The sequence below is a fragment of the Nocardia sp. NPDC052001 genome (assembly GCF_040680615.1).
Lineage (GTDB): Bacteria > Actinomycetota > Actinomycetes > Mycobacteriales > Mycobacteriaceae > Nocardia.
In genome coordinates this window covers 13,963-36,411 of record NZ_JBFAXC010000018.1, presented here as the reverse complement: position 1 = coordinate 36,411, position 22,449 = coordinate 13,963, and the positions used below count along the sequence as shown (strand labels likewise).

Below are 22,449 nucleotides of genomic sequence, written 5' to 3'. Positions count from 1 at the left end.
ATCGGCGAAACGGAGCTACGCGGTGCCGGTGGGCCGCAGCGGCTGGCCGAGCACCAGGTGCCGACGCGGCGCGGGCAGTGCGGGCTCGGCCCGATTCGGCTCATGACCGTTGCGGATGATCCGCATGGGCCGATTGCGATCAACTGGTGCGATGCGATGCCGGTCGAGATTCTCGACCACCTTGCCGGCGTTGTCGTAGCCGACGCCCGCCCAGATCATGGCGCGCGGCGCGTCGCCGCGTTCGATGAATGTCTGTGCCAGCGACTCGCATTGGGCCAGCAGCGGGCAGCTCTTACAGATCTCCACCGCCATGCGCCAGGAGTCGGGGGTGCCGACATCGAGATCCCAGGCATTGGGGATATCCGCGCAGGGCGGACGATTGGAACGAGCCGGGGCCGCGGCGGCCTTGGGGGTCGCGGCGGTCTTGGGGGTCGCGGCGGTCTTCGGGGTCGCGAGGGAAACCCTGCTCAGGGCACGGGTATGGGTGATGCTCATTGCCGTCTCCGGAAAACATGGGGGCACAACGCGATTCGGTCGCGTCCCACTTATCGGGCGGTCGTCGGGGCTGATCCAGCAGTCCCCGGAAGCGGCTGTAGTAGCCGGTAGAGGCACGTTAACCGACATGTGTCCGACCCCGCAAGGTTTATGCCGTTATGTAACGGCGCATTGACTTAGGCGCGGTTATGTTGCATCGTTGTGTAGCGGCTCGATACATTCGGTACTGCACTTCAGCCCGGATCTGGATTCATGAGGATGATCGGCACAGTGGAATACACCATCGATGAACTGGCACGGGTGGCCGATACGACCGTGCGCAGCGTCCGCGTGTATCACGAACGCGGCCTCCTACCCTCCCCCGACGTCCGCGGCCGTATCGGCTATTACGACGTCAACCACCTGAGTCGGCTACAGACCATCAGCCGATTACTGAGCCGGGGCATGAAGCTCAACGGCATTCGCGAACTCCTCGAGGCCTGGGATCGCGGTGACGGGCTCGCCGAAATCCTCGGCGTCCCAGACCAACCCGACGATTCCGCGCCCGCACAGGCCACTCCCCCGGCACCTTCGCCGGAGCTGCCGGAGTACATGCACAAGGCACTGGCCACCACCGATCCGCTCGAGGCGTATCGACTCGCCAATCCCCGCTGCTGCGATCTCGCGACACGACTGATCGACGCCGGGCTACCCGCAGCGGCCGCATTCAGCTTGGTCGAACGCTTCCGGATCGACGTCGACCAGGCTGTCGACCGCTACGCGAGCGAACTGTTCTTCCACATGGCCGGCAAGCCCTTCGCACAGTCCGAACGCACCCCAGGTGATCGCAACGACTTCGAAACCAATGTCGCGATCGCGCGGTTGATGACCAACCGCGCGGCCGCGGAGCTGGTCGATCAAGTGTTGTCCCGGTATACGGAACCACAGACCGACGCCCCGGGGCCCAACCCCCTTTCGTCACAGTGACATTCGGCCCGAGCGGCCCGAGCGAGCATACGGAATTTCCTCATCGACTACCGTCCGACTATTTGAGAACCCGCGTCGACGAGATCGGACCCACCACCGTCGGCCCCGCGCGCATAACGGACGGTCCGGGGATAGCGCGCGCAAATGTACTGGCGTCGCGGGTCGCCTACCGCGACCTTCCGGGAGCGGCTCAGTTCCTCGACAGTTTCCTTTTGAACGACCTGGGACCGCGCAAGATCGCGGACTGGTCCGAACTGGCCGCATCAGGCGAGCCGGGCCTGCTGGTGGCGCGCACCGAAGGCGCTACCGTCGCGGGATACATCTGGGTATCGACAAGCGACGACGGCACCGGAGCGATCAACTCCTGGTATGTGCACCCCAATTGGCATGGCGCGGGCGTCGGCCGCGCCCTGATGCGTGCGGGGCTCGGCCGACTCGGAAAAGTCGATGTCTACACCCAAGCCATCCTCGGCACCGGAGCGATCGAACGCTATCAACGGTACGGCTTCACGATTCTCGAGGGACTACGAGATACTCCGCGTCCACTGCGCGAGGCGGGGATTCACGCACCGCTGGTGCCCCTGAAACGCCTCGCGCTGGAATCGCTTTCACGCGGCTGACCAGGACGAGATGCTCAACGGCACGTGTGGTTGGGCAACAGCACTGGCCGACCACACGTGAACAATTCCGGCGCGAGCAGGATCACCGGTGTCGGTCTTGTGCCCTTCAGAGGGCGGCGCATCCCTCGGACTGGGAATTTGTACCGCCGAGTTCCGTTGCGGCTCGGATTTTTCGTCACAGTGACAGGTTGAGGCAAATGAGAGTCTCGCTGGCGCTCGAACCGGGGCTGCAGCGACTCGTGGGGTGGCTTCCACTGGTCACTGCAGCACTCTGACGACTATCCCTCCGCGCGCTCGTCCTCGAACTCGGATTCCTCGTCGTTGGCGCGATTGACCCGCTCGATATCCTCGGCCAGGTACAGCTTGAGCGCCTGATCGACCAGTGCGCTGCGGCTGCCGGTCTGCCAAGTTTCGACGAGGTCATCGATCGCGGCCATATCTTCGGCGATGATGCCGCTGAGGGCGATCTTCACCTGTGGTTCGGAGTGGCGGCGGCGGCGCGGGCGGGCGGCGTCGACTCGTTTGAACAGTCGCCCTGCGGGTTTCGCGGAGGCGGCCGTGGTGAAGTGGGTTTGGAGTTCGAGCTCGTGGGCTTCGATGGCGTCCAGGACCACTGCGCCGTAGCTGCGGCCTTCGCCGCGCTGCTGCTTCTCCGTGTGCGTCAGCTGACGGAGCACCTCCGCTACGACACCCGCGACATGAGCTTCGGGGACGGATTGACCGTTCTTCGCCCGGGTGCGAGGGCGCTTGGTCGGCTCGGCGACTGGGCTGGCAGCCGCCTTGGGGGCGGCCTTCTTGGGGGCCTTGGGAGCCGCCTCGGGTGAATCCACCACCGGGGCAGGGACTTCGGCGACGTCGGGGACCGCGACCAAGGGGGCGGCATGCGCGACGGGACGCGGCGCCGAGGGCGGCAGCAGGTCGTCGATGTCGTTCAGGTCGTCATCGTTGAATGCGCCTTTGCGTGCCATTATGCGGTCTCCTTCGCTCGCTCACCGGTGGCCAGTCGGACCAGTACTTCTTTGGTCAGCTTCTGATAGTCGGTGGCCAGCGGTTCGGTATCTCGGGACCACCGCTTGATCACCTCCTCATCGGAACCCTCGGGGCGCGAGGGGGTGAATCCGACCAGCTCTTCCGCCGTGAGATGGAACGCGCGCGCGTCGATCGCCGCGGCCTTGTCATGGCGAATGAAGTTGCGGAACGGCTCGATTCCGGTGCCGTCGAGCAATTCCATTATCTTGCCGAGGGTTTCCTCATTGCGGCGCACCGCGCGCGGATTGCAGTCGAACAGGACCATGCCCATCAGCTCGACGAGGGCGCCGTTCTTGCGGGCGTGCAGGTAGCGGCGAGCCAGGAGTTCGGCGCCGTCCATGCTGCCGTCGTCCTCCTTGGTGGGCACGACGAGCCAGCTGACGATCTGGAGCAGCAGATCCAGCACCGCGCGGTCACCGGGGCCGGAATCGATGAGCACGAGGTCGTAACCCTCGGCGTCGACCAAGGTTTCGAGCGCGCCGCGCAGATTCTGCAGCGGGTTGATCCCGGTCTGCTCGGCACTGGAGACGACCGTGCCCGCCATGGCCAGATGCCGGCCGCCGCAGACGACATCGAGGCCGTCACGGACCTTGCGAACCGGTTCCAGGGCAGTTCCGTACTGCAGGGTCATCGCCAGCGAGCGGCCCTCATCGGAATCGTTCACCCCGAGATCGCGGATGGTGCAGTTGCCCTGCTGGTCGGCGTCGATCAGCAGTACCCGCTTGCCCCGTCGGGCGACGGCCACCGCTATGGCAGCGGCGATCGACGATTTGCCCACTCCCCCTTTTTGGTTGGCCAGCAGGATCGTTCGTCTCACGGCACGGATATCAGGCAGCAAACGAGAACTCGTCACGATCGTGGACAGTACCCCAGCGCACACCGCCGAACCAACCATCTGGAAGGGGTGTGTCGCGATCTTTTACGTGCCCGCTACTCAGGCGGACGCGTGAGCCAATCCCTATCCCGTGCAGGCGATCTGACTGAGAGTCCAGGAATCTGCCTGAAGCGATGACTGTGCACCGTCCGATGGAACGACGGTTGGTGATGTCTTGACCAGCGCATAGTGAAATGTATTGGGCGGTGCCGAAACTCGTGTCATTTGTTGTGCGTTGGCTTTGCCCGGTCGATGTCCATGGTCTTGTACCGATGTCTTGAGTGTTGCGAAGTCCATGGACTTGCCTGCAATCTCGCCCCGAGCACAGATAGCTTCGACTGCCGTGACAGCTGACGCTTCACCTACTCGTCCACATACCAGTATTGAGGGCGTTGATGAGGCCGCGTTCGGTGACATTGGAACTGCCGCAACACATACGGTACCGACGCCCGTGTGATCTACCTGCATGAAGCCCTTGGTATGCGCCGAATCTGAGGCAGCGTTGAAGGCATCTTGGCGTTCCAAAAGAACGGCATTGATACCGATCTCGGAGAGTGTGTGCACACAGGCAGCCACATCGATCTGTATCTGTGCAGGTGAGTTACTCATAGCCTGGGCATCTGCGTCAGCCGTGCTGACTTCCCTCGGAGCTGCCACACTGCCTGTCGTGACGAAACTCGTTGCAGATGCTGTTGCATTGGACGACGCGACGTCCGATTCGAAGCTACTTCCAGAGGCACACTCGAGAGCGTTTCTACAGGACGTGTTGTCTACCTTGCACTCTACGACTGAACAGCCCTCTGCCATGGGCGAGCGTAAGTCCTGATGCATCGCACTCATATCACCCATAGTCGATGCCGATGTGTATGCAGTCGTAAATACCGAAGCAGAGGGGTATGTCCGTGCCGATATCTTGCCATCGTCATGGGTAGTCATATACGCCGATAGATCCACACATTCGGTGCCCGATGAATGTGTATGAGCGACTGCATGTTCAAGCGCATGCAGTCCTGCAGATTTCAGGGTCATGACCATAGCCCGATCAAGTGCAGATACATCAGCATTCAGAGGTGCCATCGAGTAGGTAGCTCTCAATGCAGATGCCAACCCCCTGGAAGCTACCGGAGATTGTCTCTTTACATCTTCCCAATCACCTGTCGCTGCAACAGCAAAACAGCAGTTCAATCCATCGACCGTTGCTAAGGTCGTGTCGACTGTCGTGCAGAAAGTCTGATGTGATGTCTTGCAATCTGTCGCGCCAAAGGTCTTGCGTACGACCTTAGGAGCGGCCTTTGCAGCGGGACTCGGATTGGCAGATACGAGGGTATCGGCATGTATCGGCAGCTCAGACGCCATTTCGAACCCGGCAGAGATACCCGAGAACCTGGCCACAGGGGAGGAGTTTCGCTCCGATTCGAGAACCGAGACTCGCGATCCCGCACGACCATTGAGACGCTGAAGGAGCGGCGACTGCGGCTGGATCATGCACAGCATTCGCGTCTCCCTTCCTTCGTCATTCGCGCATCTCGGCGTCGTACTTGAACTCCCTGGAGTCTAGCCACAGTCTGCCCAGTTCGCGGTCTTCGTAGGCGGCCAAGTCGCCAGGGACTGAAGCTATTCGGAGGATCGATACGGCTGCCAAGATGAGAACCTGGGAACGGTTGGTCAGTACCGACGGACTCCTGAGGCTCTACCGGATCCCGTCGTCGATGACGAGGATCGCGGTCCCTACTGCCATCCAGAGGTTGCTCGCTCATTTTCGCGCATGACCGAGACATCCTGGCGGCACAGCCGATTCACGGGCTGAACCGGATGGCGACCGCATCTGCCGTCGCGGTGCCCTTCGTGTCGGATTCGAAGGATCCACGGCTAGGCCATGACTCGCCGACCTCGTGCGCGAGATACCGACAGCACGGGACGCACGAGGCTTACGAGTGATTTACGAAGTATCACCGCGCAATCGGTCGCCATCGCCCCTCTGCCCCGCCGAGAAACGACGTGGGGGAGTGGCATCGACCAACATCTCGAGCCCGGCCCATCACGCGGCACGCCTACAGCCTCTGCCGCAGAGTGGACCTCACTCCCAAGATGCGAACAAGCTCATCCGGCCCAGCGGCCTGCTCGTGCGATATCTTCACCGGCATCGCTATTGGCGAGACGCATCACCTACAGGGTCCTCGGCATCACGCACATCCCTAACGCTCGTGCGGCGCACATGTCGAACGCCTCCCGAGAATCCCGACGAACAGGACGCCTGTCAGATCAGTTCACTGCGCACGACGGTGGTGGCCGCCTCCTGCGCGCGGCGCGCCAGGATAGGGACAGCGAATCAGCAGACGATCGCCGCGGTAGTTCCTCCCGCGCCATCGGCAGAGGGTTCGTGCGTCTTTCCAACTCGGCCAATCCATCTCGCCGGTACGCCGACTGAGGAGGTCTCCGACCTCGGCGCACGTATCCCGCAGACCAATCGAGATACCTGGACTACCTACCGCACAAGTGTGGTGCGGTAGGCGACGCATCACCAAGGTCAAACCGAATCGAAGATGCTTCGCACCACCACGTTCGACCAGACCGTCGCAGCGGGCGTTCCTGCAAGGTGCAGGACGTTTTCCGCGCATCGGATAGGCCACGAGGAGCGCATCAACCCTCTCCAAAGTGGGATAGCTGCAAGATTGCCAACTTTGCCCAGAAATCGGCCGATTTGACCCGACTTGCAGACCTTTCGACACCCTCAAAACCGGAAATGCGCCCTCATTGCCCCGCAGATCGATCAGAACCCCATTCGCATATCGATGTTCGTTTTGACCACAAAGAAGCTCCTACGGGCAATCTAGAGCCTAGTGGCGCATGACCTGCGGCTATGTCCGCCAACGAGGCGCTGAGTGCCTGCGATCGAGCAAACGCAGAATGAGGCACTGCCGAACGAGCCGGACAGCTGGCCCAGAGTTCATCAAGGCCGAACCGCAACACCGCACAGATCGGCCGGAGAGGGGAGAGGGGAGAGGGGAGAGGGGAGAGGGGAGAGGGGAGAGAAGTTTCGGCGATCTGCCGATACCGCCGCTATGCGGGGACTTCGTGTCGGCCTGGCCCAACTCTCGCGCCAAAACCCTTAGGCTTGAAGCAAGGCAAAACCCGCTGAAACCAGATCCCCTGCACAGTCACCTGATAAATATTCGTTCTGACGCGTGATAATCGCTCACCTCGCGCATCAAGGGACTGTATCAGCAGGTCAACACCGATTTTAGTCCCCGACTTCGGCGAACTTCACGCGCCACGCGGGCATCACCAGCTGGTAGATCTGGCAGCCCCGGACCCCTGAGGTCGACGAATTACGTCAGCTGCGCCCCTGGATGACGAGTAGATGCGCCCCACGGCGCGCTTCGTCGATCAGATGGATGAACCTCGCGGTAGCCATCGAGGGCGGCGAGGGGAGAGCCGGCGTTCGATGCGCGAGCGGGTCCTCGAGGGGCCCAATCCGGGTTTCCGCCTTGTTCCAGGATCCTCGCGGCAGAATGCGAGACTGTTTCGCGTCCTCCAGCACCGATTCCCACTCACGGCCGATGCTCCTCGTGGAGGGCGCCGCCAGCACCGCACGCAGGGCCTCAGGCTCTGCTGCGGGCACCCACTTGGCCCGCGGGGTCATGATGTGGGCCGAGACGCACGCACGATGACGGCTACAACCGTCAAGGTTCCAAGGGCGGGACAGGCCGCCGCGAAACCAGCGAGCGGGCAGCCCTCAACCAGCCCGGGTCGGCTTCTTATGCGTGCTCCCGCAGGCATATCTCGGGCTTCTGACCTGCCACAGTTCGATACAGCCTCGTCGTGCGCATTAGAAGCCGACTACACCGCATAAGAAGCCGACTGCGCCGGAGGCAGACCGATAATGCCAGGTCAGCCCAGGTCTTTCTGCGGAAGGTCGGCTTCTTATGCGTGGTCCGTCGCAGTTACACAGCCTTCGAAGGCGAGCGGACCGTCCGACCGAGTGCGCATAGGAAGCCGACTTGCACTCGATGCACCTTCCCTGCGATCGTGCGCATTTCTTGCCGACCCTGACTACAAAGATGGCCTTGACCTGTGCATATGCCGCACGAATCAGCTGGGATCCGACCCTGGATATGAACGGTTGCGGAACGACGCTCATCGGAAGACGCCGAGAGACCACGCATATCTTGCCGACTGTGAACCTCGGTTCGGCGCCTGAAATCTCGAGCCAGGCGGGCCCGCGGGGGAGCGGACCGGGGACAACATCGCCGTGATCCAGCGTCGAAGCACACCATGGTCGGCTTCTAATGCGTGCCACGATCGGACTGCACCAGGCGATGTATCACGCATAAGAAGCCGACCCACCCAGGTCAGAGGGCCAACGCGGGTCCAAGGATGCCGGAGGAGTCTGCACCCGAGCTGACCGCGGACCACAGAACTCCCAGTTGCTGCGCATATCTTGCCGACCTCGCCACGCATTCATAGCCGACCCGACGACCCGGCTCACGCATTCCCGGCCGACCCCATCCCACTCCGCCACGCATTCCCGGCCGACTTCACCCCGCTCCGTCACGCATTCCCGGCCGACTTCACCCCGCTCTGCCACGCATTGACGGCCGACCCCGCCCCGTCCACGCATTCGTGACCGACCGCTGTCCACCGTCTCCACGCATTAATGGCCGACCTCGGGGCACTCCTTGCCACGCATTCATCGCCGACCGCGCCGGGCCGCGCCCACGCATTTTGCGCCGACCCTGCCCTTGACCTGGCACTTTTCGATCCGGCGGCGGCCCGGACCATCGGAAACGATGGGAACTGTGGCGCCCGGCGCGAGGTGCGGTCGGCAAGATATGCGCACCTGAAGTGCGCATAAACGGGCGACCCGTGGCCTCGCGCTCGATGCGCATAAGAAGCCGACCTCCCAGGTCAAGCCCCAAATTTCATGAGGGGAAGCGGCGAAACCGGCAATCGCAGTGCCGGTATGTCCGACTTGGGTCCCGCCCCTCGAGCCCGACGGACCACGCATATCTTGCCGACCTCGACTTCTCATCCCTGGGGAGATAGTCGGCTTCGTATGCGTAGAGCAGGCGTATCGGCAGGTCGGCTTCGTATGCGTGCGTGAGTGCGTACGCATACGAAGCCGACCTCGGGCGATGCCGCCGTCCTGGGCCGAATCCACGCCGAGGGCGAACAGGCGCTGGTCAGCGCGGTCTGGACGGTCCCATCACCACCTCCCGTGCGCATAAATGGCCGACTCGGCCCACCCGAGGGAACACGAGGTCGGCTTCTTATGCGTGCTCAGTGGGCTTCTTCCGCCTCATCGGTCGGCTTCTTATGCGCACTCACAAGCGCACGACAGAGCGCATAGGAAGCCGACCATCCCAGGTCACCGGCATGATTTCGCCGACCACGCGCCCTGGCGAAAGCTGCGCGGGCACTCCCGGCGGTGCGCATATCTTGCCGACCAAGAGCGGGATCGGCGCCGCACCGAGCCGTGGCCCTGGCCGGAACGCGCTCGTGACTCGACACAGGTCGTTTCGCCCGGCCGGAATCAAAGTGCCTGATCAGCACTGGAATCGCCGTTGCCCTCGAATACCCGCGACACGCGGAAAAGTGCGCATATCTTGCCGACCTGGACGGCGCGATCTACTCTTTGAGGAGCTTCCACGCATTTCTTGCCGACTCTGTGCATGAATCTGTGGATAACCCTGTGGACGGTGGATTTTGTCCACACATTTGCCGCCGACCGAAAACGTCGTGATTCCGGCTCATCCACACATTAGCTGCCGACCTATTGCGCATTTGTTGCCGACCGAGGCCCTGGATATGCGCAGGTCAAACGGCATAAATTTGCCCCTACAAGTAGTTCTCTTTTCTTGTAGAAAAAGATAACTAGTAGTAGTAGCCGGTCGTTGCCTGTGGACAAGTCCGCGCCGCGCGCCCGCTCCGAGCGCCCCTTCTCCGGGCTGTCCCCACTCGCTCACAGCCATCGCCCGCCCATGCGCTCACGCCCGCATCCTCACCCCGATGGCGCATTTGTGACATCGAGATGGTCAGCTTGAGTCAGCAGGGTCGGCGTCTTATGCGCACGAGTTGGCTATTGTTCCTGGTCGAATTCCCCACGCGCACCGAGAGCCCGGGTAGTTGCGCATTTCTTGCCGACCGTGGCCATTATGAGAATCTCCCTCGCGCACATATCCTGAAATACGACTTCAGGGGCTATGAAGTCGGCTTCGTATGCGCAACACCACCGACACGCCGATCTCGTCATTGCGAGTTTTGAGGGGGAACGTGGAATGCTAACGCCCATGGCTCGGCCGAAACGAGATGACGCGGAACTCGCAGCAATGGCTGCTGAGCTCCAAGCGCAGCGTGAGCGGGAGCTCCAGGAGGTTGGCTACCTGGGGCGGCTGTTCACCCAGTTCAGCCTGCCCTACAAGGACCCCGGCACCGATCGCACGGCGTGGGGTCGCGAAAGCGGACCGGTTCGAATCACAGTCCAGCCCGGCCTGCGGGTCGAGAATGGCGTGACCCGCTCCTACGGATTCCCCTTCGGCGGCGTTCCCCGCCTGATCCTGGCCCATATTTCGACCGAAGCGGTACTCACCGGCGAGCCGATGATCGATCTCGGCAGCTCGCAATCGGAGTACATGCGCAAGGTCGGTCTGGGCCGCGCGACCGGGGGCAAGACCGGCACGATCGGCCGCTTCCAGAATCAGACCGAGCGTCTGCTGCGCGCGACCATCACCATCGACTTCAAGGACAGTTACGCCGAACAGCGTTCGCGGGCGATCAAGCTCAGCGTCGCGAGCAACTGGGACCTGTGGTGGACCGGTGAGCGCCGCGAGGGTCAGCAGTACCTGATGCCGAGTTCGATCACCCTGTCCCCGGAGTTCTTCAAAGAGGTCATAGACCATCCGGTTCCGGTGGATATGAACGTGCTCAACCTGCTTCAGGGCGCGCCCATGGCCATGGATATCTACATCTGGCTCACCTACCGGATGTTCAAGCTCGAGGATCCCGTGCAGCTGTCTTGGCCGCTGCTGATGCTGCAGTTCGGCTCGAACCTGGCCGATACCAAGCAGGGCCGCTTCCAGTTCCGCAGGGACTTCTCCAAGCATCTCGAGTCCGTGCGTGCGTTCTACCCCGATCTGCGGGTGACGGTCGACGACAAGGCCGGGCTGACGCTCTACCCGAGCCCGACGCACGTGATCAAGAAGGTGTCGCGCCGACTACGCGCGATCGGCTGACGCAGCAAAGGTGGAGTGCCCACAATCGCGGACACTCCACCCTGGCACGACAACTCAGGCGCGTTGCCCGCCCGGACCACCGAAGGTGAACGAGCGTGCCCGCTCACTCGCGGTGGCCAGATGCGCTCCGGCGCTGCGGGTCATTCCACCCGCACCCGCGGCGACACCCGCTCCCGATCGAGGCATCGATGTACCGGCCCCGGGAGTCGAATGCTTGCTACGGCGAGAGCTTTTCGTGACCATCGCGGCGAGACCGCCCGCCAGGGCCGCGATAACGAGTCCCAGCGGTAGTGCCCACCACTTCCAGGCCGAGCTGGAACTGGAGCTGGCGGTGGCCGCGGTTCCAGCGGTCGCGGCCTGTCCGGGCGGAGCACCCGGTACCGAGACATCCAGACCGCTGAGCTGAGTCGCGATCTCAGCCGGAATGGTCGTGAAGCCACCGGCCTGGTTCCAGCTGATCTGCACCGGATCCGCACCCTGCCCGCGGAACGTCTGGCTGTAGACGCCATTCGCGACGCTGGTGTCGCTCATCGGCGCACCCAGCACCCCGTCGGTCGCACGCAGGTGCGACCACGCGGTACGGATGGGCCCCTGAACCAGCCATGCGCCGTTCTGCGGGCTCCATTCGATGGTCGCGCCCTCGGGTGCGGAGAACTCGCTGAATCGCGCGGTACCGGCGACCGGAGCATCCGATTCGTCATTGGTCGGATATCCCACGGCGTCAGCACCGCCCAGCGCCAGGTACTTGTCCAGGATCGCCCCGTACATCACCTTGGCTCCGGTGTTGGCGGAGTAGATGATCTTTCCGCCCTGATAGTCCTGCGCGGCGCCGTCGGCACCGAATGCGTAGACGCCACCGGTCTTCGCACCGAGCGGGGACGACGCACCACCCTTGTCCTGATAGTGCGAGTCGATCGCCGCCTGAGCATCGGCCGGCTGAGCGCCCGCCATCGGTGCGAGAAACCCGTTGCCACAGGCCATGATCAACGCGAATGCCAGCGTCGCGCCGCGCAGCGGCTTCTTCCAGTGAGTCATCGCGCCACTCCCGCCTTGGGTTTGCTCGCGATGCCCAGCACCGCCGAGAACAGCGCGCCTACCGCGCCACCACCGGCGACCTGGGCGAGGATCTGACCGAAATCCAGTCCGCTACCGGTGGCGGATTCGATGATCGCGCCGGTGATGCCGCCACCGACCGCCCCGGTGACACCGTGCACGACCGGCCCGAATCGGCTTCTCGCACCGCCGATTCCACCGCCGACGACACCCCCGAGCAAACCCAGCAGCCATTCCATGGTTCCTCCTGGTATTGAATCGGATAGGGGACGAAAGGTTATGCGCCGCGATGCTTTCCGCGGTTCTCCGGCTCGAAGCCCTCGGTTTCGATGCGCTCCTTGCGGACCGTGCCCGAGACGGCCTGTTCGCCCTCGACCTCATCGACCGCCAAGCGGACGCGCTCGACCGGGACTGTCTCGGTGTCGATTCGCACGCGATCGGCGTGCAGGGTGACCTCCTGGACCTGCTCACCGATATCGGCATGCTCGGCGGCACGCGGATCGGTGATCGGCTCTCGCACGATTCGCACCTCCTCGTGGCTGACCGGCACGTTCATCGTCTGCTCTTCCTCGACGACGTACTTGTGTAGTCGTGCCGTGCCGACCTCTTCACGGTCGGTATTGGCCACGAGGCGTTCTTCCGAGCGCAGGAGCGATTCGGCATCGCCGTAACCGTGGGTCATCGGCTCGTCCATGGCGGGCTGGATTCGCGTGCCCGCGACCGATGCGGCGCCGCGGCGCTGTCCGCCCCGGTAGTGGGCGAGCAGTTGCTGTTCGGCCTGGGCGTCGATGCGCCCGTCATGGTCGAGATGTGGTGCGGTGGATACCATTTCGCGGTCAACGCGCAGGCGAACAGAATTATCCTCAGGCCGGTATTCAGCACCGGCGAGCGGGGCCAGACACGCTTGCTGCCCCCCGCCCATAGATACCGCCGCCCAGGTCGGGGTACCGGATTCATCGTCGAGAAAAAAGGATTTGATCCTGCCGATCTCGGCTCCGGCGGCATCGCGCGCCGTGCTTCCGATCAGCGCTTCCAACGTTGTTTTCGCCATGATCTCTCCTCCGCTGATGGGTGGCCGGTCCGGAGTACCGGCACGGCCACCGCGTGGGAACGATCTGCTGTCAACGTGCTGCGTGTACGCACATACCCGCAACAATCGCTGTCAAACAAGCGACAATTATCCGCCCTGCTCAGCGCGGCATTCGACCGACCACCCCGTTTTTGCGACGCATACCGAGCGCGGTCAGTTGATCTGGCACAGGATGGGGTTGGGCAGCGGGCACGGCTTCTGCAGGCTGCCGGTGGGGGCTCCCAGCAGGGTCAGCAGGTCCAGTGCGGCGCTACCGGTGGTGGTTGCCCAGATCGATTCGGCCTGGCTCGGCTGGGTCGTGGGTGCCGCAACCGCGAGGGGCACGCCGGTCGAATCCGGCGCTGCCGCCGAGCCGAGGGCCGAACCGCCAACCATCGTGGCGGCGACGGCCGCGGCCACCACACCGGTGCGCAGAGCGGAGACGAGCATGTTCATTTCGTGCATCCTTTGTTCGAGAGATCAACTCCGGCAACGTTTTCAAGTTCGGGTTGGCTCGAACAGACAGGGATTCCGATGCCCCCAGTGCGCGGGGCGGGGCGCTACCCCGCCGATCGCAGCTCGGAGTTCACGGCGTGAACGATGTTGCTCAGCACACCAGGAAAGCGTTCTTCGACCTCGTCGAGGCGCAGGGTATGGCGGCGGCAGCTGCCTTCCTGGATGACGCGCACCAGCCCGGCTTCGCGCAGGACCTTGAGGTGGTGCGACAGGGTCGAGGGACTCACCGGGACGTCGAAAGCGCCGCATACGGTTCCGCCCGCGTCGGCGAGCTGGCCGACGACCTGCAACCGCACCGGATCCGACAGTGCGTTCAGGACCGTCGCGAGTTCGAGCGAGTCGAGGGTGGGGTGGTGCAGGGACCGCATGGTTTGACAGTACCGAACAATTCGATATTTTGATGATCATCGAAATCTCGAAGAACTGAGGTGCGGGGCATGATTCTGGTGATCGGCGCGACCGGCAAGGTCGGCAGGCATGTCGTGGATCGGCTCACCGACCTTGGCACGCATCAGGTTCGAGCATTGGTGCGATCACGGGAGAGCACCTCAGCGGAGATGCCCATCGGTGTCGAAACGGTCGAAGGCAGCCTCACCGATCCCGCCGCACTCGACGCGGCGCTCGCCGACGTCGACACGGTATTGCTGATGTGGCCATTCCTGACCACCGACGCCGCGCCCGCAGTCCTCGACTCGATCGGTCAGCGTGCGCGCCGGATCGTCTATCTGTCGTCGGTGGGTGTGGGCACCGACGAGGAACGCCACGACCCGATCTTCGCCATGCACGCGGAGATCGAAGCGCGGATCAGCCGAACCGGTCTCATCCCAACGATTCTGCGATCGGACACCATCGCCAGCAACACCCTCGGCTGGGCCGAGCAAATCCGTGCGACCGGTGTGGTCAAAGGACCGATGACCGCTCCCACCGCGGTCGTCGACCCGCGTGATCTCGGAGCCGTCGCCGCATCGGTGCTCACCGACGATGCCCACGCCGGCCAGACCCATCTCCTGACGGGACCACAGGTGATCAGCCGCCCCGAGCAAGTCGACGCGATCGCCTCCGCTCTCGGCCGTCCCTTGCGCTTCGAGGAGGTACCCGTCGCGGACGCACGCCGCCAAATGCTCGCCGATGGCCGCCCACCCGCCCTGGTTGACGCCTTGCTGGCAGCCGCCGAGAAGCGTTCGCGCTCAACCTTGATCACCTCGACCATCGAGAGCATCACCGGCAAACCCGCATCGTCCTTCGAGCAGTGGGCGACCGATCACGCGACCGCCTTCCGCTGAGCCGGGTGTCGGGCGCTTTTGCGCGGATTGCCGACCCTCGCGCCTACCGGCCGCCGATGCGGCTGGGTCGTTAAGCTTCCCCAAGCATTGACCTTCGGACGCGGGAGCTTGGGTTGCGGGTCGATCGGCAGACCACCACGGAATCGAATACCCGACGCACCTACGGCTCCGCCTGGCGTCGGTTCGAGAGCTGGTGTCTGGCGAACGGACACAGCGCATTTCCTGCCGACCCGGCGACGGTGGCGAAGTACTTGGCCGAGGCGGCGCGGGAACGGGCCGGGGCCGAGTATCGGTATCGGAGTTCGACATTCACGGTCTGGCTGGCCGCTATCGGTGAGCGGCATACGAATGCGGGACACCCGCATCCGGGGATCGATCCGCTGATTGTCGAGGCAATGCGCAAGATCAGAGGCCGACGGACCGGGGCCACCGACCCCGCACGCCGAGCCGAACCGCTTGCCCCGGCGGATCTCGAGACCCTCGTAATCGATATCGAAGCGCGAGCGCAGGGGTGGGCCGCGCAGGTCGCGGCGCGGCGCGATATCGCGCTGCTGGCACTCGGATTCAGCGGCGGCTTGCACCGCGATGAGCTCGCGCGGCTGGTCGTTCAGGATGTCGCGCCGGTCGGCGACGGGGTGGGGGAGTGGCTGGCGGTGCGTCGCGGAGACACAGATAGCGATTCCGCGAATCGCTATCTGCCGAAAGGCGAGTCGGCTCGCCTGTGTCCATGGTGCGCGCACCTGCGATGGCTGGCGGTGATCGCCGACTACGACGCTGCGTATGAGCGGGCATCGCACACAATGCGATCGGATGCGAACAGCGAAACGACCATGGACCCGGAGGCGGTGCGCGAGCGCGCCGCCGACGCTGGTGCGGCGGCGGTGATTCGACTGGTGCACACCGCGAAAGGCAGCCCCGACCGGCACATCTGCGATGGTCCGTGGCCGTGCGCACCGTCTCCGGAAGCGCCGCTGTTCCGTGCGCTTCGCAATGGCCTTCCGCAGGAGGACGGCTCCCTCACAGCGGGTTCCATCACTCGCATGGTGCATCAACGGGCAGTCGCGGCAGGTCTGGACCCTGCCGCCATAGATCCGTTCGGAACGCGCAGCCGCCATGCGCAGACCAGCGCGCTCGGGCATGCTGTCGAACCGCGGGCTCTTAATCCGATCGGTGGGGCGCTGTCCCCGTGGACAATCCGTCAAAACCTCGGACGGGATCTCCCACCGGCGGTGTTTCCGAGTGGGTCTCGACCGCCACTCGGACAGGACGAAGACCTGGACACGAATGCTCGCCGACCACCTCTGGGTCTGGCAGCGCGCTACCACCGCCCCTGGGAGTTGTTCGCCCGCTGGTGTGCCGCAACCGATCACGCGTCACTGCCCGCGGCGCCCCTGACCGTGGCCGCATACCTCGATGATCACCCCGGCAGTCGCGGCACCCATCGGACCCGCCTGAGCGCGATCAATCAGGCGCATCTCGTCGCGGGCCTGCCCGCGCCCGGACGCGCGGCGACCCTGCGGACCGCGCTCAACGAACACCGCTCCGCACGTGGCGAGCGCATCACGGCGCGCGTGAATTCGATTGTGCGCCAGCTCCCGACCAAGGGCTGGACCCGCGGCTTGTTCGGACGACGCAACGCGGCCCTGCTGATGCTGTCCGCCGCCGGACTCACCTACGCGCAGATCGCGGACCTCGTCCAGGAGGATCTGACCCTGCACGACGATCACGCGATCATCGCCAACGGCCTGGCCTCGATTGCCGCGACCGGCGATCCGGACACCTGCCCGGTCGGGATACTGCGCCGCTGGACCGATGTGGTGCGCCTGGCCCCGCATCCGGCCGGTCGTGGCCTGCTCGAACATCACCTCAGTCGAAACACCTTGCCCGCGGCCGGATTCGACCCCGCCCACGCGAAGTTGCCCTTGTTCACCAGTTTCGATGCCCGCGGCTACACCGCCATGCACGACAACCTGGTCACCTGGCTGCGCCCGCTCTCCGCCACCTCCATCGCCACGATCGTCGCCGCACACCTGAGCGGCCCGCTCCCGGCCTACCGCACCCGCGCCACCGTCCCGCTTCGCGAGCGCTCGTCCGCTCCGCCGGTACCGGAATCCATCGAACTCGAAGACACCTTCGCCGCCGGTGTCGCCGCCCGCCATCGAGACCACCAGCGCCTCAACGACGTCGGCTCCCTCTGGGACGATTTCGACGACCGAGCCGACGAAGTGACTCGCATGCTCGAACGCGCGTTGGCCATCGCGGACGGCACCCTCGTACCGGATTGATCCGGCCGGGGATGCCCCGCCTCGATCGGTCGCTGCCGGACCGGTGTCAAGCCTCGACGAGCTTTTCCTTTCCGTCGGAATCGATTTCGATATTGCCCAGCGCCGGTCGTCCCGCGAATTCATAGGTCTGGCCGAGCACTCCGGCTGGGGTCGACCGCACCCCCGTCAGCCGCCACGCGGCAGTGAGCGTTCCGGGTTCGAATAGTCGCTTACCCGAGCCGACCACGACGGGGAAGGTGAGCAGCCGTAGTTCGTCGACCAGTTCATTGGCGAGCAGGAACTGGATGAGGCGGCTGCTGCCGTGCACCTGGAGCACACGGCCCGGCTGCTCCTTGAGCTCCCGGATGCGCTGCGGGATATTCCCGGAAAGCTGTTGCGCACCGGCCCAATCCAGTCCGGATGCCCGGCTGGTGACCACATATTTGGGCAGAGTGTTGAGTTTGGTGGCGGCGATATCGTCCGGATCGGTGACGTGCGGCCAGTGCGCGGCCATCAAGTCGTAGGTGCGGCGGCCGAGTAGAAACGCGTCGGCGTCATCGAACCAGGGTCCGGCGATCTCGCCGAAGCCGGCGTCGACGTAGGGCACCAGCCAGCCGCCGAGATCGAATCCGCCGTCGCGATCCTCTTCCGGGCCGCCCGGGCCCTGCATGATGCCGTCGAGCGAAACGAACGTGGTCACAGTGAGTTTCATGGTTCTCCTTGCCTGAAAGTCGGACCATTTCACTGTGTTTCAGGGCCTATCGGCCAACAAGATCGGTTCAATCCACGCTGCGATTAGCGGAACTAAACGGGAGCCGGAAATGTGTCCGGCGTCATGGCCGGGGCTGTCACATTCGGGCTCCCGGATCTGTCCGATGGTCGACCGCTCGCTCGGCACATCGGTGCCCCGATCAAAGGATGTCCATGCTGGAACCGCCCGAACTGGAGGCTTTTCTGACCCTTGCCGAGGAGCTGCATTTCGGCCGCACCGCCGATCGGCTGCGGGTGACCACGGGCCGCATCAGTCAGATCATCAGCAGGCTCGAACGTCGCTTGGGCGCGGCACTTTTCGAGCGGACCAGTCGCACCGTCACGCTCACGCCGATCGGACGCGACCTCAATGACGAACTGTTGCCCGCCGCCCGGCAGATGCGGGCCGCGCTCGACCATGCTCGCAACCGTGCCCGCGATCTCGCGCACACGCTGCGCGCCGGTTACACCGAACCCTGGTGTGGTGATCTGCTGCTCGCCGCTGCGGACAACTACCTGACCGCGAATCCGGGCGGCCGGATCATCGTGCGAGAGGTGCACATCCATGACGGATTCCAGGCGTTGCGGGGTGGTGACATCGATTTGCAACTCACCGAATTGCCATCTGTTGAAACGGCTTTCATCAAGGGCCCGATTATTTCCTCGGAACCACGGATCATTCCCGGCAGTGTCCGTACCGCCCGGCCGGACAGTCGCGGCGGAGTCACCCTCGTTCCGCTGCACGGTGCACGAGCCGTCGATTACGGTCTGCTCTGGCACCCCGACCGCGACTAGGCGGCACTGCGCGCCTTCGCCGATTCGATTGCCGAGGCCGGCGGCGGCACCGTGGCCGTCAGCTCAGCATGGAACGTCGCCGAATGTCGAGGTACACGCGCGGAGTCGCCGCCAGCACCAGACCGGCGAGGGGTTGGGTGAGTGGCCGGTCCAGGTGTACCCACATCTCGTATCGGTCGATCACGTGACGGTTCAGGGGTACGACCTCATAGTCGATTCTGCCGATTTGTTGATCGTCGGCGTCGCGGATGAGGAACCTCCTCGACCTCTTCTCCGCACATTCGATCGTGCCGAGAACCCGATCGTCCTCCGCGCTGAGGGTGAATTTGGTTCTGGCCGACCAGCCCTCGGTGACTTTACCCAGGCCCGCGATGCGGGTGACGGCCTTGAACCGGACGACATCCTTGGTGAGGGTATGGATGAGCGCGTCCCGCTCGTCACGGAGTTCGACCGTGCCCCCGGCCAGTCGATCAAGGGTCCGCGCCCCGATGGGGACCAGCGCTCCGAGTGGCGCACCATGCCGGTCGGTAATGCTCCACTCGTGATTCTCGATCAGATCGGCCTTGTGCCGAAAGACCACGCTCCGCTCGATGAGCAGGCGCGGATCAATTGAAATCTGCTGTGTCGGTGTGGTTCTCACCGGAAGCGGCTGTGTACGCTCGGTCCATCGATACCCGTCCCACCAACGTAAGACGGTGCCGTGTGGGTACCAGCCCGCGGCGGGCGGCGGCTGTGTCATCACCTCAGGGTAGGAATCGGCGGTGCCGCTTCCTACCCACCGTAGGTGTGGGAATTTCGCACCTGAGCCCGTGGCGAACCTGACTACCGTTGGTGAGCATGACGCACACCGATATCGAGGTCACCGCGGAATTGGTGCGGGGGCTGTTGCGCGACCAGCACCCGGATCTGGCCGATCGTCCGATACAGCTCGGTGCGCGCGGCTGGGACAACCAGATCTGGCGGCTCGGTGCGGATCTCGCCGTCCGATTGCCCTGGGCGACCGATTCTGCCGATGAGCTATTGGTCAAGGAGCACACCTGGGTACCGGTACTCGCGCCGAATCTTCCACTGCCGGTTCCCATTCCGCAGCGTCTCGGCGCACCGTCCGAGCGTTTTCCGCACCCGTGGATTGTCACGACCTGGGTACCGGGTGAGCCCGCCGATCGTGCACCGATCACCGACGGTGCGGAGTCGGTCACCGCCCTGGCATCGTTTCTCACCGCCTTGCACCACCCCGCCCCCGAGCAGGCACCTGTCGGCCGAGGACGTGGTGGCCCGCTGGCTGCCGGATCGCAATGGTTCGACCGACAACTCACCGAGGCCACCGATCGGGGTTCGATCTCCGATCCCGATGCGGTGCGTGCCATATGGGAGGACGCCCTCACTGCACCCCAGTGGTATGGGCCGCCGATGTGGTTGCACGGTGATCTGCACCCGGCGAACGTGCTGACCGAGAACGGCGCGATCTGCGGTGTGATCGACTTCGGCGATCTGTGCGCGGGCGACCCCGCCTACGATCTCGCGTCCGCGTGGATTCTATTGCCCGACAACACTGTCGAACGATTCTTCGACAGTTACGCTCCGAGCCCGGACCCCGCGACCCGGCGTCGTGTTCGCGGCTGTGCGGTGCTGCGCGCACTCGCCGGAATCCAGATCGGCGACGCCGGAGTCCGTGGTCTGCCGGGCGGCAAACCCACCTGGGGACCACCCGCACAGGCCGCGCTGCGCCGCCTGATCGCGAGTTAGGCACGCCCACCGGCGATCTGACCGCACGCCCCGGATCGCCTACAGCTCAACCGATTCCGGTCGCCCAGGCGGCTTCGATCATTCGGAATACCTCGTTCACCGTGGCTTCGGGGTGCGCCGAATCACGGCCGAGCGAGTAGGCGTCGATGACGAACCGGGCGATTGCCCGGCAGGCTGTGCTGTCGGCGGGCTGGCCGAGGTCGGTGGCGATGGCGGTCGCGAGCGACTCCGCGTGCCGCAGGCGCATCGATTCCTCGTACTGCCGCAGCGCGGGGGACTGGTCGATCATGCGCCAGATCGGTGCGGCTCCCGCTGCGGTGCAGTGTTGAACCATGGCCTGAATCTCATTGCGCAGCAGAGGAATAAGCGGCTCATTCGGCGACCGATCGGTGACCGCGCGAGTGAGGCGATGTTCGAAGTCGGTGTCCTGGGCGAAAACCAGCGCCTCTTTCGAGGGGAAGTGTGCGAAGAGCGTCGTTACAGCCACGTCGGCTTCGGTGGCCACATCCCGGATGCCGACCGCGTCATACCCGCGTTCCAGGAACAGTCGCAGCGCGGTGTCGGCGATGTTCTGGCGGGTCGCGGCCTTCTTGCGCTCCCTGCGGCCGGTGGGCGCGGTCATAGCCGAGATGCTATCAGATATCAACATGTAACCGGAACGCAGAACTACCCGTTGCAAAACACTAACGGTTAGCGTTATTTTCGATCCATGAGAGCAGTGCGCTTCGCCGAGTTCGGCGGCCCCGAAGTCCTCCAACTGACAGAGACCGCCGAGCCGCATCCCGGCCCCGGTCAAATACGCATCGCGGTCCGAGCGGCCGGGGTGAACCCCCACGATTGGCGAGTCCGCGAGGGCCAGTTCGAGCGCATCCGCCCGCTGCCCCTACCCGCCGGTGTGGGCCAGGACGCCGCCGGCATCGTCGACGAAATAGGCCCTGGCACAACAGGTGTCGAGATCGGCGACCATGTCTTCGGACGCGGTTCGAACACCTACGCCGAACTCGCGGTACTCAATTCCTGGGCACACCTGCCCGAAGAGTTGACCTTCGCCGAAGCGGCCGGGTACCCCTCGGTCGTGGAGACCGCACTGCGAATCCTCGGCCTCGTCGGTAGCCAACCGGGCCAAACGCTGCTGGTCAGCGGTGCGGCTGGCGGAGTCGGCTCGGCCGTACTCCAGATCGCCCGCGATCGCGGGATCACGGTGATCGGCACGGCCGGCCCCGCGAACCAGGACTACCTGCGCACCCTGGGCGCGATCCCCACCACCTACGGCCCGGGCTGGGTCGACCGCGTCCGCGCCCTCGGCCGCATCGATGCCGCACTCGACCTGAGCGGCGCGGGCGTCCTCCCCGGACTCCTGGACCTGACCGGAGATCCTGACAAGATCATCACAATCGCCGACCTCGAGGCATCAATGCTCGGCATCCGCTTCGCCGGAGTCGGCGGCAGCATGCCCGCGGCCCTCGCCGAGGCCGTCGACCTCATCACCCGCGGCCGCCTCCGCATCCCTGTCGAGCGGTCCTACCCTCTCGCCGAAGCCGCTGCGGCACAAGCGGATAGCCAAGCCGGACATACCCGCGGCCGCCGCGTCCTGCTGGTCTGAGCGCGAGTGTGAACGTCCGATCCCGAATCGAGTCGATCCCGCGCTCGACTGGCACGAACGGTCTGTGCGCCAATGGATTCACAACCCGAGTGCCGGGGCCGTAGAGTCAGCCGCTGGTGGTTGTCCATATCCTGCAACTCATCGCCCGTCACCG

At 64.4% G+C, this 22,449-nt stretch carries 20 protein-coding genes and 1 pseudogene; 8 read left to right on the top strand and 13 right to left on the bottom strand.

The window, feature by feature from the left end:
- Positions 1-15: 15 nt before the first annotated feature.
- Positions 16-495 (bottom strand): hypothetical protein, encoded by a 480-nt coding sequence (locus AB0L82_RS40885; RefSeq protein WP_364649948.1) that lies wholly within the window; start codon positions 493-495, stop codon positions 16-18.
- 258 nt (positions 496-753) lie between these two features.
- Here AB0L82_RS40885 and AB0L82_RS40880 point away from each other — a divergent pair, with 258 nt between their 5' ends.
- Both AB0L82_RS40880 and AB0L82_RS40875 read left to right on the top strand, forming a co-directional pair.
- The gene (locus tag AB0L82_RS40880) at positions 754-1,461 is read left to right on the top strand and encodes a MerR family transcriptional regulator (RefSeq protein ID WP_364649945.1); all 708 of its coding nucleotides are present in this window, start codon (positions 754-756) and stop codon (positions 1,459-1,461) included.
- Between the two features lie 62 nt (positions 1,462-1,523).
- On the top strand, positions 1,524-2,081 hold the full coding sequence (locus AB0L82_RS40875) for a GNAT family N-acetyltransferase (RefSeq protein WP_364649941.1): 558 nt from the start codon (positions 1,524-1,526) through the stop codon (positions 2,079-2,081).
- 278 nt (positions 2,082-2,359) lie between these two features.
- On the opposite strand, the gene AB0L82_RS40870 is transcribed toward AB0L82_RS40875, so the two are convergent.
- The 3 genes from AB0L82_RS40870 to AB0L82_RS40860 form a co-directional block, all read right to left on the bottom strand.
- Positions 2,360-3,049, bottom strand: coding sequence for a hypothetical protein (locus AB0L82_RS40870; protein WP_364649938.1), 690 nt, complete (start codon positions 3,047-3,049; stop codon positions 2,360-2,362).
- A complete protein-coding gene (locus AB0L82_RS40865; RefSeq protein ID WP_364649935.1) occupies positions 3,049-3,927 on the bottom strand; it encodes a ParA family protein in 879 nt (292 codons plus the stop codon). Before AB0L82_RS40865 ends, AB0L82_RS40870 begins: the two co-directional genes overlap by 1 nt.
- A 141-nt stretch (positions 3,928-4,068) precedes the next feature.
- Complete coding sequence (locus AB0L82_RS40860) at positions 4,069-4,593, bottom strand: hypothetical protein (RefSeq protein WP_364649932.1); 525 nt, start codon at positions 4,591-4,593, stop codon at positions 4,069-4,071.
- Between the two features lie 5,681 nt (positions 4,594-10,274).
- On the opposite strand from AB0L82_RS40860, the gene AB0L82_RS40855 reads away from it, so the two are divergent.
- The gene (locus tag AB0L82_RS40855; RefSeq protein WP_364649929.1) at positions 10,275-11,216 is read left to right on the top strand and encodes a replication protein RepA; all 942 of its coding nucleotides are present in this window, start codon (positions 10,275-10,277) and stop codon (positions 11,214-11,216) included.
- Between the two features lie 54 nt (positions 11,217-11,270).
- On the opposite strand, the gene AB0L82_RS40850 is transcribed toward AB0L82_RS40855, so the two are convergent.
- From AB0L82_RS40850 to AB0L82_RS40830, 5 genes are all read right to left on the bottom strand, one after another.
- Complete coding sequence (locus AB0L82_RS40850) at positions 11,271-12,251, bottom strand: hypothetical protein (RefSeq protein WP_364649926.1); 981 nt, start codon at positions 12,249-12,251, stop codon at positions 11,271-11,273.
- Positions 12,248-12,508 carry a hypothetical protein gene (locus tag AB0L82_RS40845; protein WP_364649923.1) on the bottom strand — a complete coding sequence of 87 codons (261 nt, stop codon included), beginning with the start codon at positions 12,506-12,508 and terminating at the stop codon, positions 12,248-12,250. Before AB0L82_RS40845 ends, AB0L82_RS40850 begins: the two co-directional genes overlap by 4 nt.
- 38 nt (positions 12,509-12,546) lie before the next feature.
- Positions 12,547-13,320 carry a PRC and DUF2382 domain-containing protein gene (locus AB0L82_RS40840; RefSeq protein ID WP_364649920.1) on the bottom strand — a complete coding sequence of 258 codons (774 nt, stop codon included), beginning with the start codon at positions 13,318-13,320 and terminating at the stop codon, positions 12,547-12,549.
- 192 nt (positions 13,321-13,512) lie between these two features.
- Entirely contained in the window at positions 13,513-13,794 is a 282-nt protein-coding gene (locus AB0L82_RS40835; RefSeq protein ID WP_364649917.1) for a hypothetical protein, read from the bottom strand.
- A gap of 104 nt (positions 13,795-13,898) precedes the next feature.
- On the bottom strand, positions 13,899-14,222 hold the full coding sequence (locus AB0L82_RS40830; RefSeq protein WP_364649914.1) for a metalloregulator ArsR/SmtB family transcription factor: 324 nt from the start codon (positions 14,220-14,222) through the stop codon (positions 13,899-13,901).
- Positions 14,223-14,291: 69 nt separating this feature from the next.
- Here AB0L82_RS40830 and AB0L82_RS40825 point away from each other — a divergent pair, with 69 nt between their 5' ends.
- Together AB0L82_RS40825 and AB0L82_RS40820 are read left to right on the top strand one after the other, a co-directional pair.
- On the top strand, positions 14,292-15,137 hold the full coding sequence (locus AB0L82_RS40825) for an NmrA family NAD(P)-binding protein (protein WP_364649911.1): 846 nt from the start codon (positions 14,292-14,294) through the stop codon (positions 15,135-15,137).
- Positions 15,138-15,376: 239 nt separating this feature from the next.
- Positions 15,377-17,422, top strand: coding sequence for a hypothetical protein (locus AB0L82_RS40820; RefSeq protein WP_364649908.1), 2,046 nt, complete (start codon positions 15,377-15,379; stop codon positions 17,420-17,422).
- Between the two features lie 46 nt (positions 17,423-17,468).
- Here AB0L82_RS40820 and AB0L82_RS40815 read toward each other — a convergent pair whose 3' ends face one another.
- Positions 17,469-18,113 carry a dihydrofolate reductase family protein gene (locus tag AB0L82_RS40815; RefSeq protein WP_364649905.1) on the bottom strand — a complete coding sequence of 215 codons (645 nt, stop codon included), beginning with the start codon at positions 18,111-18,113 and terminating at the stop codon, positions 17,469-17,471.
- 212 nt (positions 18,114-18,325) lie between these two features.
- Between AB0L82_RS40815 and AB0L82_RS40810 the strand changes: the two genes are divergently transcribed.
- Entirely contained in the window at positions 18,326-18,946 is a 621-nt protein-coding gene (locus AB0L82_RS40810) for a LysR family transcriptional regulator (RefSeq protein WP_364649902.1), read from the top strand.
- Between the two features lie 58 nt (positions 18,947-19,004).
- Here AB0L82_RS40810 and AB0L82_RS40805 read toward each other — a convergent pair whose 3' ends face one another.
- Together AB0L82_RS40805 and AB0L82_RS40800 are read right to left on the bottom strand one after the other, a co-directional pair.
- Positions 19,005-19,586: a hypothetical protein gene (locus AB0L82_RS40805; RefSeq protein ID WP_364650101.1), complete on the bottom strand. Its 582-nt coding sequence runs from the start codon at positions 19,584-19,586 to the stop codon at positions 19,005-19,007.
- A 6-nt stretch (positions 19,587-19,592) separates the two neighbouring features.
- Positions 19,593-19,685 (bottom strand): annotated as a pseudogene (locus AB0L82_RS40800) (DUF2510 domain-containing protein); the annotation flags it as partial.
- Between the two features lie 98 nt (positions 19,686-19,783).
- Here AB0L82_RS40800 and AB0L82_RS40795 point away from each other — a divergent pair.
- Positions 19,784-20,692 carry an aminoglycoside phosphotransferase family protein gene (locus AB0L82_RS40795; RefSeq protein ID WP_364649899.1) on the top strand — a complete coding sequence of 303 codons (909 nt, stop codon included), beginning with the start codon at positions 19,784-19,786 and terminating at the stop codon, positions 20,690-20,692.
- Between the two features lie 46 nt (positions 20,693-20,738).
- Here the strand turns inward: AB0L82_RS40795 and AB0L82_RS40790 are convergent, their stop codons facing one another.
- Positions 20,739-21,314: a helix-turn-helix domain-containing protein gene (locus AB0L82_RS40790; RefSeq protein WP_364649896.1), complete on the bottom strand. Its 576-nt coding sequence runs from the start codon at positions 21,312-21,314 to the stop codon at positions 20,739-20,741.
- 87 nt (positions 21,315-21,401) lie between these two features.
- On the opposite strand from AB0L82_RS40790, the gene AB0L82_RS40785 reads away from it, so the two are divergent.
- Positions 21,402-22,295 carry an NADP-dependent oxidoreductase gene (locus tag AB0L82_RS40785; RefSeq protein ID WP_364649893.1) on the top strand — a complete coding sequence of 298 codons (894 nt, stop codon included), beginning with the start codon at positions 21,402-21,404 and terminating at the stop codon, positions 22,293-22,295.
- Positions 22,296-22,449 lie beyond the last annotated feature (154 nt).